Genomic DNA, 24,893 nt, shown 5'->3' on the forward strand with positions numbered 1-24,893 from the left:
TCACAAGCAAGGAAAAAAGAATGAGTTTCGCTCCGAACGGGGGTATTCCCAGTGGATTGGGCGGCAGTGCGCTCGGCTCGTTGAGCGCGCTCGGCGGCCTTGCCGGGCCGGTTGCGTCGAGCGTGGCCGGCAGCCTCGGGCCGCTCGCGGGTCTGGCCGGGCACGTCGACACCGTCCAGCGCGCGATGCAACTCGCGCAGACCGGCTTCTCGCTGATGGACAAGACGCCCGGCGCCATCGCCGAAGCGATCAACGGCGCCGCCAACCCTGCGCGCCTGACTCAGCTCAACCGTTACGTCACACTCGATACGCCGCTCGGCCCGGATGTTCTCCTGGTCAGTGCGGCCGTCGTCGATGAGCATGTGAACCGCTTGCCGGAAATCCACCTCGACCTGCTGTCGCATCGCCACGACTTGCGCCCTGACGACCTGATCGGCCAGCAGGTCAAGATCCGCTTCGACCAGCAGGCGCGCCTGTCGACGCTCGAGCGCGTCGTGGCGTCGGATATCGTCGAGGGCGACCGCTACTTCGACGGCTACGTCGCGTCGTTCGACCGAGCCGGCAACCCCGGGAACGTCACGCAATACCACCTGACGGCCGTGCCGTGGTTCTGGTTCCTCACGCGCTCGACCGACTGCCGGATCTTCCAGAACAAGACCGCGCAGGACATCCTCACCGAAATCTTCCAGGAACACGGTTTTGCCGATTTCGTGTTCGACATCCGGACGAGCCAGAAGCCGCTCGAGTACGTCGTGATGTACCAGGAGAGCTACTACAACTTCTGCGCGCGGCTGATGGAGCAGGAGGGGCTCGTCTGGACGCACCGCTACGAGAAGGACAAGCACTTTCTCGTGATCGGCGACACGAACCTGCTGTTCCGCCCGATCGACGGGCTCGCCACCGTGCCGTTCGCCGCGACCCAGGCCAGCGAGGACAGCGGCATCGACCAGTTGCACGAAGGCCGGCGCTTCGGCGTCGGCAAGGTCACGTTCCGCGACTTCAATCACCAGAATCCGTCGTCGCCGCTGATGCTGGTGGAGGCCGGGCCGCAGAACCTCAAGCACGCACGGCTCGATGCGACCGAGCGGTTCGAGCACCAGTCGCTGTACGACCATGGCGACGACGGCCACCGCTACGCGCGTTTCGCGATGGAGGCCGAGGAGGCGCAAGCCCATCGCTATACCGGTGGCGGCTACGCGTGGCGCATGACCACGGCCGGCGCCGTGACCGTTGCGAATCATCCGGTTCTCGAAAACAACCAGGAATACGTGATCCTGCACGTGCGTCACGAGGCGGTGAACGACTATACGCAGCACAGCGCGAAGCTCCCGTACCGCAACAGCTTCGCGCTGCTGCCGAAGAAGATTCCGTATCGCGCAACGCGTGCGACGCCGAAGCCGGTGATTCACGGCACGCAGTCGGCGATCGTCGTCGGTCCGAAGGGCGAGGAAATCTATACCAACGGCAGTGCCGTGAAAGTGCATTTCCCGTGGGATCGGCGCGGCAAGAAGGACGGCTCCGATTCGATGTGGGTGCGCGTGTCGCAGCCGTGGGCAGGCGACGGCTGGGGCGCGGCCGCGATTCCGCGGATCAAGCAGGAAGTGCTGGTGGCGTTCAATCAGGGCGATCCGGATAACCCGGTGATCGTCGGCCGCGTGTTCAACGGCGAGCAGGGCAATCCGTATCACGGCGCGGCCGGCCAGACGATGGGGATCAAGAGCCAGACGCACAAGGGGCAGGGGTCGAACGAGATCCGCATGACCGACACGAACGGCATGCAGGAATTCTTCATGCACGCGCAGAAGGACATGAACACCGTCGTCGAGAACAACGAGACGCACAAGGTGCTGGGGCCGATGCGTACCGTGCTCGTGGCGACGGGCAGCGAAGAAAAGCAGATTCCGCAGGGCAATCTGACCGAGACGATCGCCGAGAAACGCAGCACCACGGCCACGACCGTCGAGGTCACGACGCCGGCCAAGGACGGTGGTGGCGGCACGCAGGTCTACATGGCCGAGCGCGGCATCCTGCTGAAGGTGCAGAACAGCTCGATCTCGCTCGCGCCGGAAGGCATTCGCCTGGAGCACAACGGCTCCGTGATCCTGATGACCGACGACGGCGTGATGGTCAACGGCAAGCGCATCGATCTCAACAAATAACTCGAAGAACACCAGCCATGCACTACTCAATCCACGAAGGCACCTTCGAGCTGCCCGACACGGCACTCGATCGCACCGTCAACATCCTGATGATGAACGTCGGCCCCGGCGGCCTCAATCTTGTGATCGCCCGCGGGCGGTTTCGCGACGGCGAGAATCTCGACGCGTTCGTTGCGCGCGAATGGGACGTGGCGTCGCGCGATGCCCGGATGCTCACCGAGAAGGCCCGCCGACCCGTCACGGTCGGTGGGCGCGCGGGCATTCAGATCGATTCCACGCACGAACGCGACGGCCGGCTGTGGCATCAAATGCAGACCATGTTCCCGTCGGACGACGCCGGTCGCGTCCTCGTGATGACATTGACCAGCGCGGCGCCGCTGACCGACGAGCAGCAGGCGATCGCCGACCGGATGCTCGCCAGTTTCCAGCCGCGTGCGGCGCGACCGACCCTGCTTGGGCCGGGTGACGCGTCGTGAGTGCGGAGCACTTTGCGGCCGCTCGCTTCGAAGACCCGATCCAGCACACGTCGTTCTGGGGCGAGCTTGTCGGCACGGTAGGGTCGGTGGTCGGCGGCGCCGTCGTCGGCGCACTCGTGGCCGAGGCGATGGAGGGGCTGGTGTTCGCCGGCCTGGCCGCGCTTGAAATCGGCACGGCGGGGTTGGCGACGCCGCTCGTGATCGCGATCGGTGTCGGCGTGGCGGTCGGCTCGGGTGCGCTGATGGAAGCGAGCGGCATGAACGAAGCGATCGACGACGGCGCGAAGGCGCTGGCCGATACGATCGCGCCGCCCGAGATCAAGGGCAAGATCGCGAGCGGTTCGGGGAACGTCTACGTCAACGACAAGCCGGCGGCGCGGGCGGCCAAGCCGGGCGATCTCGATACCGTCGCGTGTACGGACCATCCCGGGCCGCAGATGATTGCCGACGGGTCGGGGAGCGTTTATATCAACGATCAACCGGCTGCGCGCGTTGGCGACAAGACGACGTGTGACGGGACGATTGCCGAAGGTTCCGACAACGTCTTCATCGGCGGCGGCACGCAGCGGGTGCGGGACGTGAAGTCGGCTACGCGGCTCGGATGGCTGGGTGCGGCGCTCGGGATTGCGCTGGCGGTTTGCGGCCGCGGCAAGATGAGCTGGGGGCAGTTCCTGAAGAGCAAGGCGCCGTGTATCGCGATGAATTTTGCGGCCGGTGCATTCGGGACGTGGCTTGGTAGCCTCGCCAGGCCGTCAGCAGGTCACCCGGTCAATGTCATTACTGGCGGCAAGGTTCTCGACGGCACGGACGACACCGACTTCGCATTGCCCGGGCCGCTGCCGATCCTATGGCGGCGTTTTTACAGCAGCCATGACGATCGGGCCGACAGCCTGTTCGGGACGGGATGGAGTGTGCCGATCAGCGTCGAGCTGCGGATTGCGCGCGAGCAGGGCGAAGTCACGTCGATCACGTACTGGGACGAGCAGGGGCGAGACATCGAGTTTCCGGCCGTGCCACCGGGCGAGAGCCATTTCAGCGTGCCTGAAGGCATTTACCTGATTTGTACCGCCGGCGGGCACTATGTGGTCGAAACGATCGATGGGTTGTATCGCGATTTCGGCCGCGCGCGCAGCGATGCGGATAGCGAGACGCTCAAGCTGTGGCGGCTTGAGGATCGCAACGGCAACTGGATCGAGGTCGAGCAGGAATCGGCGGATCAGGTCGTGCGGCCGGTGCGGTTGCGTGACAGCGCGGGGCGCGTGCTGACGCTGGGTTATGAGAAACCTCATCCTCGACGCATTGCCACGATCGAACTGACGCGTGGCGTGGACGGTGAACAAACGGACACGCTGGTGCGTTATGCGTACAACGACGCCGGCGAGCTCGTGGCCGTGACCGATCGCAGTGGCCACATCGGGCGACGGTTCGCTTACGAGCGTGGTCTGATGGTTCAGCACACGTTGCGCGGCGGCTTGAAGTGTTTCTATGCGTGGCACGGTGTTGGCCGCGACGCGCGTGTCGTGCGCCACTGGACCGACGACGGCGAAGCGTACACGTTTGATGCGAACCTCGCGCAGCGTTCGGTGACAATCACCGACCAGATCGGGCGCGTGACGCAATGGACGTGGAACGAGGATCAGCAGCCGACGAGGCACACGGATGCCGAAGGCAACGTGTGGCAGCTCGAATGGAACGCGATGCGGCAGCTGGTCAGTACGACCGATCCGGCCGGGAACGCGACGCGCTTCGAATATGACGAGCGCGGGCGGCAGACGCAGCGCATCGATGCGCTCGGCCAGGTCGAGCGCACCGAATGGAACGGGCACTACGATCTGCCTGTTGCCGAAACCGATCCGGCCAATGCTCGCTGGATCTATCGCTACGACGATCGCGGCAACCTGACGATGACGCGCGATCCGGCGGGGTTCGCGACCGAGTATTACCGCGACGAGCGCGGGCTCGTGCATACGATTCGCGATGCGCGTGGCGGCTACAAGTTCCTCGAATGGAATGGCCGGGCGCAGTTGACTTCGTATACCGATTGCTCCGGCAAGGTCACGCGGTTTGCGTATGACGCGCGCGGTGCGCTCGCGCGGGTGACCGATGCGGCCGGGCAGGCTACCGTGTACGAAACGGATGCGATGGGGCGGGTCACGGGGATCGGGACGGCTGACGGTGCGCATCAGACGTTTCGGTATGACGCGGCGGGGCGTCTCGTTGAGGTCGTTGATGCGAATCAGCGCAGTACGCGTTACGAACTCAATGCGCGTGGATTGCTGCTGGCGCGCACGGATGCGGCTGATCGTGTCGTGCGGTTCGGTTATGACGACGCGTTCAGGCTCGCGAGCTTGACCAACGAGAACCGTGAGACTTATCGCTTTCAGTATGACCGGCGCGATCTCGTTTCCGCACAGATCGGTCTCGATGGCCACAAGCGGACGTACGAGTACGACGTGTGCGGCCAAGGCACGATCGTACGCGATGGGCAGATCGAGACGCGATACGAGCGCGATGCGGTCGGGCGACTGACGGCGAAGCAGGCTCCACATGAGCGTTGTGAGTACCTGTATGACAAGGCTGGCCGGATCACGTCGGCCGAGTTGTATGCGCTCGCCGCTCGTGGGCCATCGCTGAAGAATCGGGTCAGTCTGAAATACGACGCGCGTGGAGAAGTCGTCGAGGAATACACGCCAACCGGCTGGCTCGCGCACACCTACGACGAGCTTGGCAATCGCGTCAGCACGACGATTTCCGGCGAGCGTACGATCGATTGGCTGCATTACGGCTCAGGGCATGTGCACCAGATTCGTTTCGACGGTGCTGCGGTTGCGGACATCGAACGGGACGATCTGCATCGCGAGGTGCTACGGACGCAGGGCAAGCTGACGAGCCACTTCGGGTATGACGCGGTGGGGCGCCGTGCTCGGCAAACTGCGCAGCGAGGTACGGCGGGCAGCGAGTTGCTTGCGAAGCAGTGGCAATACGATGCAGCAGGCGACGTGATCCAGAAGCGCGATCAGCGTTACGGCACGACGAGCTATCGGTATGACCCGACGGGGCGCATCGAACAGGCGGCGGGGCCGGGACTGCCGTCGGAAGTGTTTCGCTGGGATGCGGCGGCCAATCTGGTGTCGAGCGATCACCCGGGCGGCTACGTCGAGCACAACCGGCTCAAGATGTTCGAGGACAAGCGCTTCGAGTACGACGCGTATGGGCGGCTGGTTCGCAAGCTGAGTGGGCATGGGCCGGCTAAAGAACTCACGCTTGAATACGACGACTGGAACCAGCTGAAGACCGTCGTGACGAAGGATCGGCTCGGGATCGCGACGACGCATTTCGAGTACGACGCGTTCGGCCGACGGATCCGGAAGCTCAATGGCAGTTATGCGAGTACGGATTTCCTGTGGGACGGCATGCGGTTGGTGCAGGAGACGTATCACGATCGTCAGGGCGAGGAAGCGCTGACGTACTTGTATGAGTCCAATAGTTATGTGCCGCTTGCCCGGATTGATCAAGGGAAGGCGGCGGCTAATGATGCGGATGTACGGGACGCGGTTTATTACTTCCACAACGATGTTTCTGGGTTGCCGGAGGAACTGACTGACGCTGGCGGCGAGCTGGTTTGGCAGGCCCGCTACAAGGTGTGGGGCAATGCAGTGCAGGAGGAGTGGGTTGCGCGGGCGCCGCAGCGGTCGATCCCGGCATGGGGCGAGGTGCAGGAAGCTGCGCTGTCGTCAGCCCAAGTGCCAAGACCGCAGAACCTGCGTTTCCAAGGTGAGTATCTGGATCGGGAAACGGGGCTGCACTACAATTTTTTTCGATATTACGATCCCGATATTGGAAGGTTCATCAGCCCAGATCCGATTGGGCTGGCCGGAGGGTTTAATCTCTATCAATACGCGCCGAATCCAATCTCATGGATTGATCCTTGGGGGTTGTCATGTGGACCGACAAAGGCAGCACGCCCGCAGAAGGTCGTCAATGATCTGAAGGATTTCCGAAGCCGCGATTTCAGGTTTGGCTCAGAGACCTTCAAGTTGGAAAAGAGCGGGATGAAGCACATATTGGAACGTCATCATCCGGAGTATTGGGATGGTTCGGTTAAGGCTAAGCAAACTTTCTTCGATTCGAAGATGTCGATTGATGATGTTAGTGATGCTATTGGCAGCGTCATGAAGCAAAATGGTGGCTTGCTAGAGGCTCGAGGTACTCAGGGTATGTATCAAATTAAAGGAACCTATGATGGTTCCGATTATGTGCTCGGGTTGAATAATGGTAGGGTTGGTCAGTTTTATAAAGAGTAAGTGGAATGATAACCTCGAAAACGTATCTTAAGGTCAAGAATAAATTTGTTGATTTTCACGGATTTAATGGAAAAATACAAGATCCTAATTACATTGAAGGGGCCATTGAGCTCTCTGTGGATGGGGTCGTTCTTCTTGATAAATCGATGTGGGATTGTGTTGACCAATTGTGGGCATATATAACTGAAGGTTTGGTGTGTATTTCGCGAGGAGAAGGATTCGCGACTTATTTTCCAGATCAACCTATCGAGATAAAATTTGCTGTCCACGGTAGTGGTGTAGTTTTTTCTGTAACTGTGCATGAAACCGTGAAGGTGGTTGTGGATCGGTTTGAGTTTGTCTCGGAAATGAAGAGATTCGCAATCGAATTTTTTGAGGATCTGAAGAGTAAGGGTGAAAGGTTCGGTGCTGGCTCGGATTTTTATTTGGACAAGCTGAATTCGATATAAGCCTGTGGATATGACGCGGCGATGAACATCGCAGCCGACGGGCGGCAGGCGCCCGTGGATGCTCACCATTACCACCGGGGTGGTCTGCCTGCACTGTCAATATGATGCACGGAGGGCTGCGCGATCGAGAAGGCGCTCGAACAGCCGGGTTTCGGTCAGAGACTTGGCAATATACTTGGGATGGCCTCACCGGTTCGTGAAGGTTGAGACGCCCCCGGCACCAGATAGCGCATCGCGACTGCATCGTCGCGCGTTGTGTCACCGACTTCCGGTACGGCGCATGCGGAGCCTCGACCTGCGCCATGTCGAGTTCGATTCCGAGCGCAGGTCGCTCCGGCACCGTCACCTGGCTGCATTTCGGTTCGGGGAATGTGCACCAGATTTGAATCGCCATAGATATGGTGCCGGAAAACCAGGGAAGACGGAGTTTCCATTTCATTGGAGTGATAGTGATATTTTACGGCATAAGTCGGACGTTGCCACGGATCCGCATTCGGTAGCGGGTGTTGGGAAATGGAATTCGCCCTATGTTGTCGGTGTCCGAGATGGAATTGAGATCGGGGTTGATTTTTATCCGCCGACACATTCAACTTATGCTGGAAAAATATCAACGGCATATCCGATCAATGTTGTGCATAATCCACTGTAATATAGGTTAATTAATGGATGAGAATGAAATTGATTATGAATTTATTAAGCATCAATTGCTTCTGTTGCTTGAGAAGTACGAGGAGAAGTTGGGTCGTGAAACGGTAGATTCTGTCCGGAGTTTCATTGATCATGATGAGTATGAGATGGCATGCGAGGGACTATTTATTGATATGATGAATATTGGGTTTGATCCGAGTGATGTTGGTGTGGGTGTTTATATAAAAATTGGAGAAGATTTGAATTTGAATGAGGGGAGTGTATTTGAGGAGGGGTTTTTGGAAAGATTTGAAGGCTACTTGGATAAATGGAAAGCACGATAAGAGGCTGAATTAGTACTATGCCCGGTGCTAACGAAGGAGGGCGCGGTTGTTGAGGAATACACGCCAACCGGCTGGCTCGCGCACACCTACGACGAGCTTGGCAATCGTGTCAGCACGACGATTTCCGGCGAGCGCACGATCGATTGGCTGCATTACGGGTCGGGACATGTGCACCAGATTCGTTTCGATGGTGCCGCGGTTGCGGACATCGAACGCGATGATCTGCATCGCGAGGTGCTACGGACGCAGGGCAAGCTGACGAGCCACTTCGGGTATGACGCGGTGGGGCGCCGTGCGCGGCAAACTGCGCAGCGAGGTACGGCGGGCGGCGAGTTGCTTGCGAAGCAGTGGCAATACGATGCAGCAGGCGACGTGATCCAGAAGCGCGATCAGCGTTATGGCACGACGAGCTATCGGTATGACCCGACGGGGCGCATCGAACAGGCGGCAGGGCCGGGACTGCCGTCGGAAGTGTTTCGCTGGGATGCGGCGGCCAACCTGGTGTCGAGCGATCACCCGGGCGGCTACGTCGAGCACAACCGGCTCAAGGTGTTCGAGGACAAGCGCTTCGAGTACGACGCGTATGGGCGGCTGGTTCGCAAGCTGAGTGGGCACGGGCCGGCTAAAGAATTGGTGCTTGAGTACGACGATTGGAATCAGCTGAAGACCGTCGTGACGAAGGACCGGCTCGGGATCGCGACGACGCATTTCGAGTACGACGCGTTCGGCCGGCGGATCCGGAAGCTCAATGGCAGTTATGCGAGTACGGATTTCCTGTGGGACGGCATGCGGTTGGTGCAGGAGACGTATCACGACCGTCAGGGCGAGGAAGCGTTGACGTATTTGTACGAGTCCAATAGTTATGTGCCGCTTGCCCGCATCGATCAAGGGAAGGTGGCCGCTAATGATGCGGATGTACGCGATGCGGTTTACTACTTCCACAACGATGTTTCTGGGTTGCCGGAGGAACTGACTGACGCTGGCGGCGAGCTGGTTTGGCAGGCTCGCTATAAGGTGTGGGGCAATGCGGTGCAGGAGGAGTGGGTTGCGCGGGGGGCACGGCAGCCGGCGCCGGAATGGGGCGAAATTCATTTATCTGAACTGGGACCTGCAAACGTTCCACGACCGCAAAATTTGCGCTCTCAAGGTCAGTATCTGGATCGTGAAACTGGGCTGCACTACAACACGTTCCGGTTCTACGATCCGGATATTGGTCGATTTATTACGCAAGACCCTATTGGTTTGAATGGAGGGGTAAATTTATATCAATACGCACCTAACCCGCTGACATGGATTGATCCTCTCGGGTTAATGGTTTTGTATCGGTCCATGAGTCTTGATGAGTATAATGGGCTTATGGAGTCCGGCAAATGGACTATTAATGGAAATATGGAAGGAAAATGGTTTGCCGAGTCTTATCAGGATGCGGTCAAGTGGGGCAATACAATGGGGCATGGCGAAGGTGCGTTTAGAGTGGTGCAAGTAGATGTGCCGGATGATATGGCAGGAAAAATGCATAAGGATCCGCATCTCGATGGTATTGGGCCTGCTCGATATGCTGAACTAGAAGATCTTAATAATCCGAGATCGAGGGTCACTTGGAGTAAAGAGGTTAATTATTCTGGTTGCAGGTAAGGATTGGAGGTGTCAAGTGCATTCCGTTAGAGTGGTTTGGATTTCTGAGGCGAATGGGGGGAGGAAAAAACCTCCCGCGGCAGGTAAATATTATTCTGTGTCCCGATTTCCTGGGGATGTTAATTGGCAAAATAATGCATGGAGTGTTGTTTTTGATTTGGGTGATTCTTTTGAATCAAGTGAAGGAGTGGTGAGTTTGGGTGGGGTTGATTTTCTTGTAAATGATGCTCCTAAGGAGAGAATGCTAAGGCATAAAATATTTGATATTTATGAAGGTCCCAAGAAGGTGGCAGAGGTAACTATACTTGATTAAAGTGAATTAAGAAGGATGCGTCGTGCCGGCACAGCGGCGTATGGGCGGCTGGTTCGCAAGCTGAGTGGGCATGGGCCGGCTAAAGAGCTCACGCTTGAATACGACGACTGGAACCAGCTCAAGACTGTCGTGACGAAGGACCGGCTCGGGATCGCGACGACGCATTTCGAGTACGACGCGTTCGGTCGGCGAATCCGGAAGCTCAATGGCAGTTATGCGAGTACGGATTTCCTGTGGGACGGCATGCGGTTGGTGCAGGAGACGTATCACGACCGTCAGGGCGAGGAGGCGCTGACGTATTTGTACGAGTCGAATAGTTATGTGCCGCTTGCCCGGATTGATCAAGGGAAGGCGGCGGCGAATGACGCGGATGTACGGGACTCGGTTTATTACTTCCACAACGATGTTTCTGGGTTGCCGGAGGAGCTGACTGACGCTGGTAGCGAGCTGGTTTGGCAGGCGCGCTACAAGGTTTGGGGCAATGCGGTGCAGGAGGAGTGGGTTGCGCGGCGCCGCAGCGGCCGGCAGCTGCCTGGGGCGAAGTGTCGGTGGCCGCGCCGACGTCGACACATGCCCCGCGACCGCAAAACCTGCGTTTCCAGGGGCAGTATCTGGACCGCGAGACCGGGTTGCACTACAACACTTTCCGATTCTACGATCCGGACATCGGGCGGTTCATCAATCCGGATCCGATCGGGTTGATGGGGGAGTGAACCTCTATCAGTACGCACCGAACTCGGTCGCGTGGATTGATCCTCTAGGGTTATCTTGCGATCTAACCGAGCACCGAAAGGATCATATTTTGGATCGCCATAGATATGGTGCCGGAAAATCAGGGAAGACGGAGTTTTCATCTCATTGGAATGATAGTGATATTTTGCGGCATGTGTCGGACGTTGCCACGGATCCGCATTCGGTAGCGGGTGTTGGGAAATGGAATTCGCCCTATGTTGTCGGTGTCCGAGATGGAATTGAGATCAGGGTTGATTTTTATCCGCCGACGCATCCGACTTACGCTGGAAAAATATCAACGGCATATCCGATCAATGTTGCGCCTAATCCTCCGTAATATAGGTGAGCGAATGAGTAAAAATGAAATAGATTATGAATTTGTTAAATATCAATTGCTTCTGTTGCTTGATGTGTACGAGAGAAAATTAGGTCGTGAAACAGTAGATTCTGTTCGGCATTTTATTGATCATGACGAATATGAGATGGCTTACGAGGGTTTATTTATTGATCTGATGAATGTCGAGTTTGATCCGGGTGAAATTAATGTGGGTATTTATAGAAAGATTGGGGGGGATTTAAATCTGAATGAGGAAAGCGTGTTTGAGGAGGGGTTTTGGGAGAGATTTGAAAATTACTTAAATAAATGGAAGGCTAGGTGAGAGGCTGAATTAGCGACTATGCCGGATGCTACCGAAGGAAAGGAGCGGTTGTTGAGGAATACACGCCGACCGGCTGGCTCGCACACACCTACGACGAGCTTGGCAATCGTGTCAGCACGACGATTTCCGGTGAGCGCACGATCGATTGGCTGCATTACGGCTCAGGGCATGTGCACCAGATTCGTTTCGACGGTGCCGCAGTTGCGGACATCAAAGGGGACGATCTGCATCGCGAGGTGCTACGGACGCAGGGCAAGCGGACGAGCCATTTCGGGTATGACGCGGTGGGGTACCGTGCTCGTCAAACTGAACGGTTCATGGCATCGAGTTATTTGAAATTGCTGATAGGGGGCTCGATGGAGCAGCAGAACGACTTTACGTGGCCCGAGGATTGGTGCGAATTTGCGCACCGCCATTCGGAGTGTGATCTTGACCATGCGCGAATCCAGGCAGAACTCGACGTAGAGCTTCACCCGAATCACCCATTTCACGGGCGCAAGCTGATGGTCATTGCGCATGCCATCGGTAATGACGACGTTCTTTGCGCTCATACAGACGAGTCGGGGCGTTACTCTATCATTCACCTCACGTGGAGCAATGGCCCTGAGCTAGGCGACTGTCCAACCATCGATTTCGATGGCGGCTGGAATGATGTTTGCCGCTATTTCGGCTTTGTCGCGGATGCCCTGGTTCGGATTGCAGAAGACGAGCGCCTCGGGCTGCGGGAGCCGATGACGGCGACGGGAACGCCGTCGCAGCCGATAGTGATTCGTTATCGCGAACAGGGGCACATCGAGTAGGTTGGCGTCGTCCTGTGAAAACCTCGTACCGCCTTCCTCAATCGACGCGGCCCGAACGCGCATAGCGATCAGGGCGGCTCCAGCCGCAGCCGCCCCAAAACCACACATCACCAGTCGATATTGCAAGACGACCGCGACGTCCCCGCACCGCCGGTAGCCGTGCACTTCGTCCCCGAGCCGTTGTCGTAGAACGTCCGCGTTTCCGGCTGCGGCACCGAAGGATCGAACGGATTCGGCGCCCCATGCGGACCACGCGGCGCATCGTACGGCCGCTGCGGCGCATACGATCCACCACTACCCGCAGGCCGCGAGCCGTTGGCGCGCAGGTATTCATTCCAGTTCTGTTCGCGCTGCTCATACCCGGGCACGGTGCGACCCAAACTATCGCTTCCACCCGCACCGAGCGCGACGCGGTTCGGCGGCAATGCAAACTCGGGATCATGCACAGACGAAGGTGGCGATGCCACCAGCGCATCGCTTGTCGCACGCAACGGCCGCTTGTCCGGCGTATCGAACGGACTGCGCTCCACAGGCGCAGCGAACTGCACCCGTCGGCGGCTCATACGCGCCGCATGCCCATCATCCCGAGCAGCCGCACGCCGCTCCGAGCGAAACACATTGACACCGGCCGACCGATCGGTCAGCGTATCGCGACCTGAAGCATGGACCGTAGAAACAGAAAGCGCGCACGCAATCGCGGCGGCGGAAGAGAGGCGGACGGGGTGATTCATTGGCGATCCGAAGCAGGTGATGTGCATTGAACAAAACGGCAGATCACTGGCTGGCGGCTGGGCGACGGAGGGGCGTCGAAGCGGCCCTGAAGCGACTGCGAGGCGCGCGGGCGCGACTTGCAGGGGAGGCTGGCTGGATTGCAGAAGCGAGTTCGTATTATTTCACGAAAATATCAATCAGCTTTCATGGCGTCCAGATCAGTCGGAAAACAGAAAGATTTACCGCATGGTACGAGTGCCCCGTGTTGGTGCCTGCCCGCACAATCATCAGTCGATTGATTTTCAACGACCTGACCCTCTGTCGCCCAGAAGTACGCCCTGCAGAATGACCGATCACCGAATCCCATACACAGCAAGGCACTCAACCCGATCACCCTGTCAAATAGCAACCCGATTGCACTCGACGCAAACGCTCCCGCCTCCCCGAGGTTGCGCCCCCATCGCCACCCATCCATCTCAAAAACGTACGTGTTTTCCCTTGGTTGACCGGCATTTTTGACAGACGATTGAAAAACGCCCATATAATTTCGACTGCCTTGCCAATGGCTGTCGGACCATCCCTCCGAACGAGCAATTTGGCAAGCGGGGCAGGCGAAACGCTTGCGCAATGCAAGACGCATCACGATGTCTTTCCGAACCAGACGTCCCCTTCGGGGACTGCAAGAGCCGGGCCCCGCTACGCAACATTCCGCTGGAGTTCCGTCTTCTATGTGTCTCGGGCGTGTCCCATGTCCTCGCCCCGGGTGCTGTTCGATTGCGCAAGTCATGCCGCCTTTGCCCGTATGACTAAACAACATCGAGGAGCTCCCAGATGACGCTGTCCCGTCTTACGTCCATTTCCGTTGCCGCCGTGCTGTTCGCCGCCGGCGCCGCCGCCGCGCAAGCGGAAACCGTGAAGATCGCCATCGCTGGTCCGATGAGCGGCTCGGTCGCCCAATACGGCGACATGGTGAAGGCCGGCGCGCTGACCGCGATCGAACAGATCAACGCGGCAGGCGGTGCGGGCGGCAACAAGTTCGAAGTGGTGATGATGGACGACGCGTGCGAGCCGAAGCAGGCCGTCGCCGTCGCCAACAAGATCGTCAGCCAGAAGATCAAGTACGTGATCGGCCACGTGTGCTCGGGTTCGACGATTCCCGCCTCGGACATCTACGAGAACGAAGGCATCGTGATGGTCACGCCGTCGGCCACCGCGCCGCAGCTGACCGAAGGCAAGAAGCGTCACTTCATCTTCCGCACGATCGGCCGTGACGACCAGCAAGGCCCGGCCGCCGCGCACTACATCATCAACAACGTGAAGCCGAAGAAGGTCGCGATCCTGCACGACAAGCAGTCGTACGGCCAGGGCATCGCGTCGTCGGTGAAGAAGGACCTCGAATCGGCGAAGATCCCGGTCGTGCTGTTCGAAGGCATCAACGCCGGCGATTCGGACTACTCGGCGATCATCACGAAGCTGAAGTCGCAAGGCGTCGATTTCGTCTACTTCGGCGGCTACCACCCGGAAATGGGCCTGCTGATGCGCCAGGCGCGCGAGCAGGGCGTGAAGGCGACGTTCATGGGCCCTGAAGGCGTGGGCAACAAGGACGTGACGGCGATCGCCGGCCCGGCTTCGGAAGGCATGCTCGTCACGCTGCCGGCCGACTTCTCGGCCGATCCGGCCAACGCAGCGCTCGTGAAGGCGTTCGCGGACAAGAAGCGCGACGCGAACGGCCCGTTCCAGATGCCGTCGTATGCAGCGGTGAAGATCATCGCCGACGCGATCGCCGGCGCGAAGACGACCGACCCGACCAAGGTCGCCGCGTACATCCACAAGACGACGTTCGACACGCCGATCGGCAAGGTCGCATATGACGCACAGGGCGACCTGAAGGCGTTCAAGTTCGTCGTCTACACGTGGCACAAGGACGCGACGAAGACCGCCGCCAAGTAATACGGAGTACCCGCCCGTGCACCCGCCCTGTCCGAGACCCGGACGGGGCGGGTGCGTATTGGCTGCGCATCGGCCCGGTGCGCGGCCAACGGGCGGCCCGAGACGACACCGTGCGTTGCGCGCGGCCAAACGCCGTGATCCGGCGACGGCATGCGACCCAGCGCCAACGGGAGCTTCCCGCACATGACTGACTTCTTTCCTCAATTCGCCCAGCAGCTGGTCAACGGCCTGACGCTGGGTGCGATCTATGCGTTGATCGCCATCGGCTATTCGATGGTCTACGGCATCATCGGCATGATCAACTTCGCCCACGGCGAGATCTACATGATCGGCGCGTACGTGGGCCTCGTGACCCTCACGGCAATCGGCATCTCCGCCGGCTATCCGCTGCCGCTCGTGCTCGGCGCCGCGCTGATCGTGTCGGTGATCGTCACCGGCCTGTACGGCTTCGCGGTCGAGCGCGTCGCGTATCGCCCGCTGCGCGGCGGCCCGCGCCTCGTGCCGCTGATCTCCGCGATCGGCATGTCGATCTTCCTGCAGAACTACGTGCAGATCGGCCAGGGCGCGCGCGACGTGTCCGTGCCGGTGCTGATCTCCGGCGCGTTCGACATCCATCTCGGCGGCGATTTCGACGTGACCGTCCCGTATTCGCGCTTGATGATCGTCTGCGTGACGCTCGTGCTGATGATCGCGCTCACGCTGTTCATCTCGCATTCGCGGATGGGCCGTGCGTGCCGCGCATGCGCCGAGGACATGAAGATGGCGAATCTGCTCGGCATCGACACGAACCGGGTGATCTCGTTCACGTTCGTGCTCGGCGCGATGCTGGCGGCCGTCGGCGGCGTGCTGATCGGGCTGACGATCGGCAAGCTGAATCCGTACATCGGCTTCGTCGCGGGCATCAAGGCGTTTACCGCCGCGGTGCTCGGCGGGATCGGCAGCATTCCGGGCGCGATGCTCGGCGGCGTACTGCTCGGCCTCGCAGAAACCTTCGCCGCAGGCTACATGCCAGCCGAGTACAAGGACGTCGTCGCGTTCGGCCTGCTCGTGCTGATCCTGCTCTTCCGCCCGACCGGCCTGCTCGGCAAGTCGGACATCGAAAAGGTCTGAGGGAGACGCAGATGAGTCAAGTCATTTCCATTCGCCGCCCGGCCGCCGACGCTTCGATCGGCCAGGCGCTGAAGAATGCCGTGGCCGCCGCGTTCCTGACGGCGATCCTCACGATTCCGGTGCTCGGCCTGCAGCTGAAGCTCGAGGGCTATCAGGTCGTGCTGACGCCGCATTGGCGCCCGGTCTGGATCGCGGTCGCGGCCGTGTTCCTGTTCCAGCTGTTCAAGCCGTGGCTCGTGCGCGCGAAAGCGGCCGTGAAGCTGCCGGCGGTGCCCGCGATGGGTGCGCAGCAGCAGCGCGTGATCATCTGGGTGCTGCTGGCGGTCGGGCTCGTGTGGCCGTTCTTCGGTTCGCGCGGGGCGGTGGACGTCGCGACGCTCGCGCTGATCTACGTGATCCTCGGCCTCGGGCTGAACATCGTGGTCGGTTTCGCGGGCCTGCTCGATCTCGGCTATGTCGGGTTCTACGCGGTCGGCGGCTATACGTACGCGATGCTGAACCAGTATTTCGGGCTGTCGTTCTGGGAATGCCTGCCGATCGCGGCGATCGCCGCGGCGACGTTCGGCTTCCTGCTCGGCTTCCCGGTGCTGCGCTTGCGCGGCGACTATCTCGCGATCGTCACGCTCGGCTTCGGCGAAATCATCCGCCTGCTCGCGAACAACCTGACGAGCCTGACCGGCGGCCCGGACGGCATCTCGAGCATTCCGAAGCCAACGGTGTTCGGCTTCGAGATGGCGCGCTCGGCGAGCGTCGAAGGCGCGAAGACTTTCCATGAGCTGATCGGGCTGGAATACAGCGGCGAGCACATGGTGATCTTCCTGTACCTGATCGCGCTGGTGCTGGTCGGCTTCACGCTGTTCGTGACGAGCCGCCTGATCCGCATGCCGATGGGCCGCGCATGGGAAGCGCTGCGCGACGACGAAATCGCGTGCCGTTCGCTGGGCCTGAACCCGACGCGCATCAAGCTGTCGGCGTTCACGCTCGGCGCGGCGTTCGCGGGGATCGGCGGCGCGTTTTTCGCGGCGCGCCAGGGCCTCGTGAATCCCGAATCGTTCACCTTCATCGAATCGGCGCTGATCCTCGCGATCGTCGTGCTCGGCGGGATGGGGTCGCAGCTCGGCGTGATCCTCGCGGCGATCCTGCTGACCGTGCTGCCGGAAGTCGCGCGCGGCTTCGCCGAGTACCGGATGCTGATCTTCGGTCTGGTGATGGTGTTGATGATGATGTGGCGTCCGCAGGGCCTGTTGCCCGCGAGCCGTCCCCACGTGGAGCTGCCGCAATGAGCGCGAATGCAGAACTGTTGAAGGTCGCCGGGCTGCAGATGCGCTTCGGCGGGTTGCTCGCGGTGGACGGCATCGATTTCGACGTGCGCCGCGACGAGGTGTTCGCGATCATCGGGCCGAACGGCGCGGGCAAGACCACGGTGTTCAACTGCGTCGGCGGCTTCTACAAGCCGACCGGCGGCGACGTCGTGCTCGACGGCCACGCGATTGCGGGGCTGCCGAGCCACAAGATCGCGTTGAAGGGCCTCGTGCGGACGTTCCAGAACATCCGCCTGTTCAAGTCGCTGACCGTCGTCGAGAACCTGCTCGTCGCGCAGCACCGCAAGGTGAAGGCGGGGCTGCTGCACGGGCTGTTCGCGACGCCCGCGTATCGTCACGCGGAAAAGGAAGCGCTCGAACGCGCGGCCGTGTGGCTCGACCGGATGGGGCTGACGTCGGTCGCCAACCGCCAGGCCGGTACGCTGTCGTACGGGCACCAGCGGCGTCTGGAGATCGCGCGCTGCATGATCACCGAGCCGCGCCTCTTGATGCTCGACGAGCCGGCGGCCGGTCTCAACCCGCAGGAAAAGATCGAGCTGCAGCACCTGATCGACAAGCTGCGCCGTGAATTCGGCGTGTCGGTGCTGCTGATCGAACACGACATGAGCCTCGTGATGGGCGTGTCCGACCGCATCCTCGTGATGGAGCATGGCCGGCCGATCGTGATCGGCACGCCGGAAGCGGTCCGCAACGACCCGCGCGTGATCAAGGCGTATCTGGGGGAAGAGTGATGCTGAAGCTGGAACAGGTCCATACGCACTACGGCGCGGTCGAGGCGCTCGCGGGCGTGTCGATCGAGGTGAATAAGGGCGAGATCGTCACGCTGATCGGCAGCAACGGCGCCGGCAAGACGACGCTGATGATGACCGTGTGCGGCACGCCGCGCGCATCGTCGGGCCGCGTACTGTTCGAGGGCAACGACATCACCGCGATGTCGACGCACCAGATCATGCGGCAGGGGATGGCGATTTCGCCGGAAGGGCGGCGCGTGTTCCCGAGCCTGACGGTGCTCGAGAACCTGAAGATGGGCGGCTTCTTCGCGAGCCGTCACGAGATCGACGACGGCATCGAGCACGTGTTCAAGCTGTTTCCGCGCCTGAAGGAACGCGCGGCGCAGCGGGCCGGCACGATGTCGGGCGGCGAGCAGCAGATGCTGGCAATCGGCCGCGCGCTGATGAGCAAGCCGCGCCTGCTGCTGCTCGACGAGCCGACGCTCGGCCTCGCGCCGCTCGTGATCGCGCAGATCTTCGACATCATCCGCACGATCCGCGACGAAGGCGTCACGGTGTTCCTCGTCGAGCAGAACGCGAACAAGGCGCTCGGCGTGGCTGATCGCGGCTACGTGCTCGAAACGGGGCGCGTGGTGCTCGCCGACACGGGCGCGAACCTGCTCGCGAACGATCGCATCAAGCAGGCCTACCTCGGCGGTTGATGCCGACAGCCGCCGGCCTGCAACGGGCCGGCGGCGTTCTGCTTTCGATGTTTCCGCATGCAAAGCCGGCTCGCGGCCTTGTCTTCCCTAGCCGATCCTGAACGTGCTTTTCAGCACGTCGCGAAGATGCAGCGCGGCGCGGTTGCTGTCGTCCGTCAGGATCGTGATCAGGTGCGGCGGGAGATCGGGCAGCACGATGCCGGCGACGTGACTCGTCAGGTTGCCCGACACGCGGTCGTGCTCGATCAGGCCGACCGCGAGACCGTTCGCGATGCAGGCCTCGACCGCCGGCGAACTGGCGCTTTCAAGCAGCATCCGGTGCGCGATCTTCGCCTTCTTCAGCGCGTTCAGCGCGGTGTCGCGATACGGGCAGCCCTGCAGCTGTACCGCGATCGGCAACGGCGCGTCGGGATTGAACTTGAACGTGCGCGCGGCGACCCACACCGGATGGGTCTTGCTGAGCAGTTCGGCGTGCGGCGGCGCCTTCGGCACGACGGCGATCGTGATGTCGAGCTGGCCGCGCGAGAACAGCAGCTGCAATTCCTCGCTGGAGCGCGCTTCGACGGTCAGTTCGAGCAACGGGCGATCGGCGGCGAAGCGCGGCAGGAATTCCGCCATGAAGTGCGCCGCGTAGGAATCGGGAATGCCGAGCCGCAGCTTGCCGGTGAGCATTTGCGGCGACAGCGATTCGACGAGCCGGTCGTGGCTCAGCAGGAACTCGGTGGTGTCGCTCAGCAGCTTGTGGCCGTACTGCGTGAGTTCGACAGCCTGGTTGTTTCGCGTAAACAGGCGCTGCGCGACCATCTCCTCGAGCTTCTGGATCTGCGCGGTGACCGACGACGGGCTGCGGTTGACGTGGACGGCCGCATCCTTGAAGCGGCCGAGCTTCGCGACGGCGTGGAAGGTTCGCAGCAGGTCGACGTCAAGGGTGCGCGGCATGATTTGGTTTTTCCGAATCAGTGATTCAGGTAATGTCGATTGACGGAATTATTGAGCATCCCATATTCTCGGGTCAACAGGCAGACAACGGCAGGCAGCCGGTCGGGCGTTGCACGCATCCGGGGAACGATTCATGTCGATCAATGATTTTGTCGTAGATGCATGGGTGCGGGACAGGAAGCTGAAGGCGGAGTTGGTATGGACGGTCGAGAATCACGAAAAGTATTCGACGCTGAATCGCACTGACGACGATGATGCGCGGCGCAGGGAAGCGGGGCGCGAAGTTTTTTCGCTGATGCGCAACCTGAACGAGCTGGGCGTGCGGAGCCCGGCGCTGTGCGCGGATCGCGACGGCAACGGTTCGTTGCGCGAAGCGATCGGCGCGCTGAGCGAGCGGCTGGCCACGTTGTCGCGCGGCCGCGATGTCCATTACATCGAGCTCGGGCCCGAGCCGGTCAAGACGACCGAGCTGATGAAGGGTGTCAGCGGCGGCGGGCCGGACCATCTGCGCTACACGGCCGTCGACATCAACGAATCGTCCGAAGACGCGATGCGGCACGCGATCATGCCGTTCCTGAAAACGCCCGGCTGTTTCAACTACATCGCCGACGATTACCGGAACGTGCAGTGGAACCATATCGACCTGGGCCAGGACGTGACGTTCATCACGATGCTCGGGTTCCAGGAAGGCAACGAGTTGCCGGTGACGATCGGCCGGCTCATCCGCAATCTCGGCGGCCGGTCGACCTACGTCGTGTCGGAGATGCAGCTGCTCGTGGAGGGGCGCGAAGAGCCCATCTACAACTTCTACCAGAACGAGAACATGGTGCGGTTCTCCGAGATCGTCAGCCGGCAGCAGGGCTTCGAGCCGCTCGGCGAGCATCATGTGTCGATCGTGCGGCTCAATCTGCTCGGCGACCAGTTCCATGTCGCGGTCACGCTGCAACCGGTGTCGAAAGCGGGAGCCGACGGGCATCTGATCACCAATGTCTGCCTGAAATACACGCCGGAGCAGTTCCGCCACGTGCGCCTGAGCCACGGCAATTGCCGCGTGATCGACGAGTTGCACAGCGGCGACGGCAGCGTCGTGTACCAGATTGCGCAGTTCAAGAGCTGAATGCCGAAACGTCGACAGCGAGGCGCGCGATGAACAAGGGAAATGCATTGCCGGTGTTTGCGCGAGGATTCGATCGGGTGAGGCTCGCGTTGCAGACGTCGCTGTCCGCCGGCGTGAACGTCGAAGGCACGATGGATGCGTCGAAGGAACCGATGCGCTGGACCGGCGCATGCCTGCGCGACGGTTATCAGGTGCGATATCGCCGCAACCTCGACGATCTCGGCTACCGCGATGTGCCGATGCGCGGCACGCGCTCGGATTCGCTGAATGCGGTGTGCCATCTGCGCGGGCTGTTCTCCGACGAAGCGGTGAGTGCGTTGCGCGAGATCGGTCGCGCGCTCGAGCGCAGCGCGTCGAGCAGCAACTGGATCATCTCGAAGCGCGTGCGTGCGGTGACGAACCGCTCGCGCTTCATCGACGACATGATGCACGACCGCGCATTCCTGATGCGGGTGTCGCGTCTTGCCGGCGCGCCGCTGATTCCGTATCCGATGATCAATGCGCGGTCGCAGTTCAACTACTACTATCCGACGGACCCGCGCGACGACGGCAAGGAACAGCTGGGCATGTGGCACACCGACGGCACCAGTTTCGTGCTGAACGTCGTGCTGTCGGATCGTTCCGACTACGAGGGCGGCAACTTTCTGTTCTACGAATCGACCGCGGAGACGTTCGATCGTCACGACAAGGAACGCCGGCACGTGAGGGTCGCGAATCTCGACAACGCGGGCGACGCGCTGCTCATCTACGGCAGCAAGCTGTTTCATGGTGTCGAGCCGGTCGAGGCCGGGCGCCGCATGTCGCTGGTGCTTTCGTTTCATTGCCCGTACACGCGGGAGGACGACAACGGGTTCTGGCATCTCGCGTCGGACGACGGCATTCCACGCACGATCGTCAACTGGCTGGCGCTGCAGCGCGCGCTCCGGGACGACGCCGAACTGCAGTATTGCCGTCTCGGGATCGAGCCGATCCGGCCCGAGGACCTGCACGACCAGCGCCTGTCCCCGGCCACTTTCTGAGAGCCGTCGCCCCATGCAGCTATTCCTGCTTCAGCTCGTATTCGTGTTGTCGTGGAGTTCCGGTTTCATCGGCGCGAAGCTCGGCGCGGAAACGGCCGGCGCATTCAACCTGCTGTTCTGGCGGTTCCTGCTCGTCACGCTGTGCCTGGCGATCGTCCTCAACCGCCAGCTCGGGCGGCTGACGCTCGAGAAAATCCGCTATCACGCGGTGATCGGCTTCCTGTCGCAGTTTCTCTATCTGACCTGCGTGTATATCGCGATCCAGCATGGTCTGCCGCCGGGCATCGCGGCGATCGTCGCGGCGTTGCAGCCGCTCATCACGGCCGCGATGACGTCGCTCGAAGGCAGCGAACGCAGCGGGGCGCGCCAGTGGGCCGGGCTCGTCGTCGGGTTCGTCGGCGTGGGCATCGTGATCGGCGGGCAGTATGCGCTGCCGGCCGGGTCGGTCGGGATCGTCATGTACCTGCTGCCGCTGGTGTCCGCACTGGGGCTGTCGATCGCGACGATCTATCAGCGCCGGCGCGCGCTGACGGCCGCGCGCAGCAACGAGGACGGGCTGTTCCTGCCGCTGTTCGTACAGGGTTGCGTGAGCCTCGTGCTGTTCGCCGTGTGCGGAATCGTCACGGGCAACCTGCATGTGCCGACGCAACCGAACGTGTGGGTGTCCGTCGTGTGGTTGACGCTGTTCTCGACCTTCATCGCATACCTGTCGCTGTGGGCGCTGCTCAAGCGCATGCCCGCGACGCGCGTGGCGACCCTCGTCTATCTCGAACCGCCGGTGACGCTGATGTGGGCCGCGTGGATGTTCGGCGACCGGATCGAGGTGACGACCTACCTAGGCATCGTCGTCGTCGCGATCGGCGTGTGGCTGGCCGGCAAGCACGTCGAGCGGCCCGCGCGGCCGCGGCGCGCGGAGATGGAGGCGGCCGGCCGCTGACGGGCTGGTCGGACGGGCGCTTCCGGCTTAGCGTCGCGAGACAGCCCGACTCGCGAAGGAACCCTCACGCATCGCTGACCCGAAGCACTGTAGCGGCTTCGACGCTTCGACGTTCAAGCATGCAACGCCAGCCCGACCAGATCGGGATTCGCCGCATCCTCGGCGCGAAACGCTTCGCGATTGGTCGCGTCGTGCCTGGATTCGGCGCCGGGTTGCGCGCTGGTCGCAGCCAAAATGTAGTCGAATCGGCTTCGATTGTAGTCGAAGATGCTACATTTGGATCTTTCGTCGGCGTCGGTACAAAATCGGCGACTTGGACTATGCATTGTAGCTAATTCAGCTACAATTGAAGCCAATCATGCTACGATCCATTGCCTCGACCCTGTTTAGCGACTACCGGCGCCGCGTGCTGGGCTTGCTCCTGCTGCGGCCCGAACAGGCGTTGCACGTCCGTGAAATCGCTCGTTTGACCGGCACGACGCCCGGTACGCTTCACAAGGAACTGAGCAAGCTGGCCGAAGCCGGCATCCTGAGCAGGGATCGGCAAGGTAACCAGGTGCGCTATCGCGCCAATCGAAGTTGTCCGATCTACGAGGAACTTGCTTCGATCATGCGAAAGACGTCGGGGTTGGGTGATGTGTTGTCCGAAGCGTTGTTGCCCTGCACGGAGCAAATCAGCGTGGCGTTCGTATTCGGTTCCGTTGCGCGTGGCCAGGAGACGGCGGACAGCGACATCGATGTAATGGTGATCGGCTCAGTTGGCTTTGCAACGGTGGTCCGGCTGCTTTACGACGCACAGACAACATTGGGGCGCGACATCAATCCCAAGGTACTGGCGCCAGACGAGTTTCGCGACGGCGTCGCCGGGCAGGACGCATTTTTGCGAGACGTGCTTGGGAAACCCAAGATATTCTTGATTGGTAGCGATGATGACCTTGCAGAACTTGCTCGGCGTTAGTCTCGATGCGGTCCAACCGGACGGCGGACAAGCGGCGCGCCTGCTGGCCGCGGCGGAACGGAATCTGGCCGATGCGCAACTCGCAGGATTGAGCAATGAAAACCGCTTCGATGCGGCCTACAAGGCGATCATGCAACTCGCCATGCTTGCATTGCACGCGAACGGCTTTCGTACATTGACGAGTCGGCCGGGGCACCACCAGACGGCGATCCAGACGCTTCCGCAGACGATTGGTTTGCCGGTCGCGCGCATGATCGTACTCGACGCGCTGCGCAAGCAGCGCAATCTGTCCGATTACTCCGGGGATGTGGTTCAGCCGTCAACCGTTCGCGAGTGTTTCGATAGCGCGGCCGCGCTCATGATCGATGTAAAGGCATGGCTGGCGGGGAACAAGCCTGAGTTGCTGGGCACACCGTAGCCGTTACCGTGTCGAAGTGCCGACTCGAAACGTTGGTGCGTCACGCATGCAACGCCAGCCCCTTCACCGCCTTGTCGACGGCCTTCTTCGGCCCGTGCAATGCCAGACCGACCAGATCGGGATTCGCCGCATCCTCGGCGCGAAACGCTTCGCGGTTGGCTGCGTCGTGCCCGGTCGAGAACATCGCGCGCACGTAGGGCACGATCGTCAATTCGCGCGACAGCGCCTGCCGGTGCGCGGCCTGCAACCCGTTCAAATCGGCCGCGAACACCAGCATCGGCTGGCCGAGCATCCGGCTGTAGCGGCGGCCGGCCGCATCCTCGTAAGGCTCGCCAAGCGCCTCGGGCGCACCGGCCGCGACACCCGTCGCGAGAAACGCGACGACATTGAGTTTCTGCCACGCTGCGAGATCGTCACGCACGATCAGCGCTACTTTCGTATCGAACATGCTTGCTCCTGGTTGGAGCGCCCATGATCGGATG

23 protein-coding genes and 4 pseudogenes are annotated in these 24,893 nt (G+C 61.0%); 23 read left to right on the forward strand and 4 right to left on the reverse strand.

Annotated features, from left to right (window positions below):
- Positions 1 to 20 precede the first annotated feature (20 nt).
- The 5 genes and pseudogenes from AC5LXX_RS19380 to AC5LXX_RS19400 all read left to right on the forward strand — a co-directional run.
- Positions 21 to 2,159 carry a type VI secretion system Vgr family protein gene (locus AC5LXX_RS19380; RefSeq protein WP_493412726.1) on the forward strand — a complete coding sequence of 713 codons (2,139 nt, stop codon included), beginning with the start codon at positions 21 to 23 and terminating at the stop codon, positions 2,157 to 2,159.
- 89 nt (positions 2,160 to 2,248) lie between these two features.
- Positions 2,249 to 2,635, forward strand: a complete 387-nt coding sequence (locus tag AC5LXX_RS19385; RefSeq protein ID WP_493412727.1) for a DcrB-related protein — start codon at positions 2,249 to 2,251, stop codon at positions 2,633 to 2,635.
- Positions 2,632 to 6,939 carry an RHS repeat-associated core domain-containing protein gene (locus tag AC5LXX_RS19390; protein WP_493412728.1) on the forward strand — a complete coding sequence of 1,436 codons (4,308 nt, stop codon included), beginning with the start codon at positions 2,632 to 2,634 and terminating at the stop codon, positions 6,937 to 6,939. Before AC5LXX_RS19385 ends, AC5LXX_RS19390 begins: the two co-directional genes overlap by 4 nt.
- Before the next feature lie 5 nt (positions 6,940 to 6,944).
- Positions 6,945 to 7,388 carry a hypothetical protein gene (locus AC5LXX_RS19395; RefSeq protein WP_493413460.1) on the forward strand — a complete coding sequence of 148 codons (444 nt, stop codon included), beginning with the start codon at positions 6,945 to 6,947 and terminating at the stop codon, positions 7,386 to 7,388.
- Between the two features lie 9 nt (positions 7,389 to 7,397).
- Positions 7,398 to 7,602: pseudogene (locus AC5LXX_RS19400) on the forward strand (hypothetical protein); the annotation flags it as partial.
- On the opposite strand, the pseudogene gudD reads toward AC5LXX_RS19400, so the two are convergent.
- Positions 7,601 to 7,737, reverse strand: a pseudogene (gene gudD, locus AC5LXX_RS19405) (glucarate dehydratase); the annotation flags it as partial. The pseudogenes AC5LXX_RS19400 and gudD overlap by 2 nt on opposite strands.
- A gap of 33 nt (positions 7,738 to 7,770) precedes the next feature.
- Between gudD and AC5LXX_RS19410 the strand changes: the two are divergent.
- The 8 genes and pseudogenes from AC5LXX_RS19410 to AC5LXX_RS19445 all read left to right on the forward strand — a co-directional run bounded on the left by AC5LXX_RS19410 (position 7,771) and on the right by AC5LXX_RS19445 (position 12,498).
- A complete protein-coding gene (locus AC5LXX_RS19410) occupies positions 7,771 to 8,037 on the forward strand; it encodes an EndoU domain-containing protein (protein ID WP_493412729.1) in 267 nt (88 codons plus the stop codon).
- A gap of 13 nt (positions 8,038 to 8,050) precedes the next feature.
- Positions 8,051 to 8,359 carry a hypothetical protein gene (locus AC5LXX_RS19415; RefSeq protein ID WP_493412730.1) on the forward strand — a complete coding sequence of 103 codons (309 nt, stop codon included), beginning with the start codon at positions 8,051 to 8,053 and terminating at the stop codon, positions 8,357 to 8,359.
- 39 nt (positions 8,360 to 8,398) lie between these two features.
- Positions 8,399 to 9,667 (forward strand): annotated as a pseudogene (locus AC5LXX_RS19420) (RHS repeat-associated core domain-containing protein); the annotation flags it as partial.
- Between the two features lie 343 nt (positions 9,668 to 10,010).
- Positions 10,011 to 10,307, forward strand: a complete 297-nt coding sequence (locus AC5LXX_RS19425) for a hypothetical protein (protein ID WP_493412731.1) — start codon at positions 10,011 to 10,013, stop codon at positions 10,305 to 10,307.
- 39 nt (positions 10,308 to 10,346) lie between these two features.
- Positions 10,347 to 11,073: pseudogene (locus AC5LXX_RS19430) on the forward strand (RHS repeat-associated core domain-containing protein); the annotation flags it as partial.
- A 36-nt stretch (positions 11,074 to 11,109) separates the two neighbouring features.
- Positions 11,110 to 11,376, forward strand: a complete 267-nt coding sequence (locus tag AC5LXX_RS19435; RefSeq protein WP_493413381.1) for an EndoU domain-containing protein — start codon at positions 11,110 to 11,112, stop codon at positions 11,374 to 11,376.
- Positions 11,273 to 11,698 (forward strand): hypothetical protein, encoded by a 426-nt coding sequence (locus AC5LXX_RS19440; protein WP_493413461.1) that lies wholly within the window; start codon positions 11,273 to 11,275, stop codon positions 11,696 to 11,698. Before AC5LXX_RS19435 ends, AC5LXX_RS19440 begins: the two co-directional genes overlap by 104 nt.
- 170 nt (positions 11,699 to 11,868) lie before the next feature.
- Entirely contained in the window at positions 11,869 to 12,498 is a 630-nt protein-coding gene (locus tag AC5LXX_RS19445) for a hypothetical protein (protein WP_493412732.1), read from the forward strand.
- A 107-nt stretch (positions 12,499 to 12,605) separates the two neighbouring features.
- Here AC5LXX_RS19445 and AC5LXX_RS19450 read toward each other — a convergent pair whose 3' ends face one another.
- A complete protein-coding gene (locus tag AC5LXX_RS19450) occupies positions 12,606 to 13,256 on the reverse strand; it encodes a hypothetical protein (protein ID WP_493412733.1) in 651 nt (216 codons plus the stop codon).
- A gap of 784 nt (positions 13,257 to 14,040) precedes the next feature.
- Here AC5LXX_RS19450 and AC5LXX_RS19455 point away from each other — a divergent pair.
- From AC5LXX_RS19455 to AC5LXX_RS19475, 5 genes are all read left to right on the forward strand, one after another.
- A complete protein-coding gene (locus tag AC5LXX_RS19455; protein WP_493412734.1) occupies positions 14,041 to 15,159 on the forward strand; it encodes a branched-chain amino acid ABC transporter substrate-binding protein in 1,119 nt (372 codons plus the stop codon).
- A gap of 183 nt (positions 15,160 to 15,342) precedes the next feature.
- Positions 15,343 to 16,269, forward strand: a complete 927-nt coding sequence (gene livH / locus AC5LXX_RS19460; RefSeq protein WP_034186151.1) for a high-affinity branched-chain amino acid ABC transporter permease LivH — start codon at positions 15,343 to 15,345, stop codon at positions 16,267 to 16,269.
- Positions 16,270 to 16,280: 11 nt separating this feature from the next.
- On the forward strand, positions 16,281 to 17,552 hold the full coding sequence (locus tag AC5LXX_RS19465) for a high-affinity branched-chain amino acid ABC transporter permease LivM (RefSeq protein WP_493412735.1): 1,272 nt from the start codon (positions 16,281 to 16,283) through the stop codon (positions 17,550 to 17,552).
- Entirely contained in the window at positions 17,549 to 18,322 is a 774-nt protein-coding gene (gene livG / locus AC5LXX_RS19470) for a high-affinity branched-chain amino acid ABC transporter ATP-binding protein LivG (RefSeq protein WP_124455179.1), read from the forward strand. Before AC5LXX_RS19465 ends, livG begins: the two co-directional genes overlap by 4 nt.
- A complete protein-coding gene (locus AC5LXX_RS19475; RefSeq protein WP_006484776.1) occupies positions 18,322 to 19,023 on the forward strand; it encodes an ABC transporter ATP-binding protein in 702 nt (233 codons plus the stop codon). The genes livG and AC5LXX_RS19475 overlap by 1 nt, the downstream gene beginning before the upstream one ends.
- Before the next feature lie 87 nt (positions 19,024 to 19,110).
- Here the strand turns inward: AC5LXX_RS19475 and AC5LXX_RS19480 are convergent, their stop codons facing one another.
- A complete protein-coding gene (locus tag AC5LXX_RS19480; protein ID WP_124455178.1) occupies positions 19,111 to 19,962 on the reverse strand; it encodes a LysR substrate-binding domain-containing protein in 852 nt (283 codons plus the stop codon).
- A 133-nt stretch (positions 19,963 to 20,095) separates the two neighbouring features.
- On the opposite strand from AC5LXX_RS19480, the gene AC5LXX_RS19485 reads away from it, so the two are divergent.
- The 5 genes from AC5LXX_RS19485 to AC5LXX_RS19505 all read left to right on the forward strand — a co-directional run bounded on the left by AC5LXX_RS19485 (position 20,096) and on the right by AC5LXX_RS19505 (position 24,411).
- Complete coding sequence (locus AC5LXX_RS19485; RefSeq protein WP_493412736.1) at positions 20,096 to 21,079, forward strand: hypothetical protein; 984 nt, start codon at positions 20,096 to 20,098, stop codon at positions 21,077 to 21,079.
- 29 nt (positions 21,080 to 21,108) lie between these two features.
- Complete coding sequence (locus AC5LXX_RS19490) at positions 21,109 to 22,098, forward strand: 2OG-Fe(II) oxygenase (RefSeq protein ID WP_493412737.1); 990 nt, start codon at positions 21,109 to 21,111, stop codon at positions 22,096 to 22,098.
- 13 nt (positions 22,099 to 22,111) lie between these two features.
- Entirely contained in the window at positions 22,112 to 23,035 is a 924-nt protein-coding gene (locus AC5LXX_RS19495) for a DMT family transporter (protein WP_493412738.1), read from the forward strand.
- A 358-nt stretch (positions 23,036 to 23,393) separates the two neighbouring features.
- Complete coding sequence (locus AC5LXX_RS19500) at positions 23,394 to 23,993, forward strand: nucleotidyltransferase domain-containing protein (RefSeq protein WP_322084213.1); 600 nt, start codon at positions 23,394 to 23,396, stop codon at positions 23,991 to 23,993.
- On the forward strand, positions 23,962 to 24,411 hold the full coding sequence (locus tag AC5LXX_RS19505; RefSeq protein WP_493412739.1) for a DNA-binding protein: 450 nt from the start codon (positions 23,962 to 23,964) through the stop codon (positions 24,409 to 24,411). Before AC5LXX_RS19500 ends, AC5LXX_RS19505 begins: the two co-directional genes overlap by 32 nt.
- 40 nt (positions 24,412 to 24,451) lie before the next feature.
- Here AC5LXX_RS19505 and AC5LXX_RS19510 read toward each other — a convergent pair whose 3' ends face one another.
- Positions 24,452 to 24,859, reverse strand: a complete 408-nt coding sequence (locus tag AC5LXX_RS19510) for a DUF2000 domain-containing protein (RefSeq protein WP_124455173.1) — start codon at positions 24,857 to 24,859, stop codon at positions 24,452 to 24,454.
- Positions 24,860 to 24,893: the final 34 nt, after the last annotated feature.

The organism is Burkholderia torrens (assembly GCF_984668525.1).

Bases quoted from the DNA above. Each gene is read 5' to 3' on its own strand.
- AC5LXX_RS19380 (WP_493412726.1), top strand. From the start codon at position 21: ATGAGTTTCGCTCCGAACGGGGGTATTCCCAGTGGATTGGGCGGCAGT.
- AC5LXX_RS19385 (WP_493412727.1), top strand. From the start codon at position 2,249: ATGATGAACGTCGGCCCCGGCGGCCTCAATCTTGTGATCGCCCGCGGG.
- AC5LXX_RS19395 (WP_493413460.1), top strand. From the start codon at position 6,945: ATGATAACCTCGAAAACGTATCTTAAGGTCAAGAATAAATTTGTTGAT.
- AC5LXX_RS19415 (WP_493412730.1), top strand. From the start codon at position 8,051: ATGGATGAGAATGAAATTGATTATGAATTTATTAAGCATCAATTGCTT.
- AC5LXX_RS19440 (WP_493413461.1), top strand. From the start codon at position 11,273: ATGGAATTGAGATCAGGGTTGATTTTTATCCGCCGACGCATCCGACTT.
- AC5LXX_RS19450 (WP_493412733.1), bottom strand. From the start codon at position 13,256: ATGCACATCACCTGCTTCGGATCGCCAATGAATCACCCCGTCCGCCTC.
- AC5LXX_RS19455 (WP_493412734.1), top strand. From the start codon at position 14,041: ATGACGCTGTCCCGTCTTACGTCCATTTCCGTTGCCGCCGTGCTGTTC.
- livH (WP_034186151.1), top strand. From the start codon at position 15,343: ATGACTGACTTCTTTCCTCAATTCGCCCAGCAGCTGGTCAACGGCCTG.
- AC5LXX_RS19465 (WP_493412735.1), top strand. From the start codon at position 16,281: ATGAGTCAAGTCATTTCCATTCGCCGCCCGGCCGCCGACGCTTCGATC.
- livG (WP_124455179.1), top strand. From the start codon at position 17,549: ATGAGCGCGAATGCAGAACTGTTGAAGGTCGCCGGGCTGCAGATGCGC.
- AC5LXX_RS19475 (WP_006484776.1), top strand. From the start codon at position 18,322: ATGCTGAAGCTGGAACAGGTCCATACGCACTACGGCGCGGTCGAGGCG.
- AC5LXX_RS19480 (WP_124455178.1), bottom strand. From the start codon at position 19,962: ATGCCGCGCACCCTTGACGTCGACCTGCTGCGAACCTTCCACGCCGTC.
- AC5LXX_RS19485 (WP_493412736.1), top strand. From the start codon at position 20,096: ATGTCGATCAATGATTTTGTCGTAGATGCATGGGTGCGGGACAGGAAG.
- AC5LXX_RS19490 (WP_493412737.1), top strand. From the start codon at position 21,109: ATGAACAAGGGAAATGCATTGCCGGTGTTTGCGCGAGGATTCGATCGG.
- AC5LXX_RS19495 (WP_493412738.1), top strand. From the start codon at position 22,112: ATGCAGCTATTCCTGCTTCAGCTCGTATTCGTGTTGTCGTGGAGTTCC.
- AC5LXX_RS19500 (WP_322084213.1), top strand. From the start codon at position 23,394: ATGCTACGATCCATTGCCTCGACCCTGTTTAGCGACTACCGGCGCCGC.
- AC5LXX_RS19505 (WP_493412739.1), top strand. From the start codon at position 23,962: ATGATGACCTTGCAGAACTTGCTCGGCGTTAGTCTCGATGCGGTCCAA.
- AC5LXX_RS19510 (WP_124455173.1), bottom strand. From the start codon at position 24,859: ATGTTCGATACGAAAGTAGCGCTGATCGTGCGTGACGATCTCGCAGCG.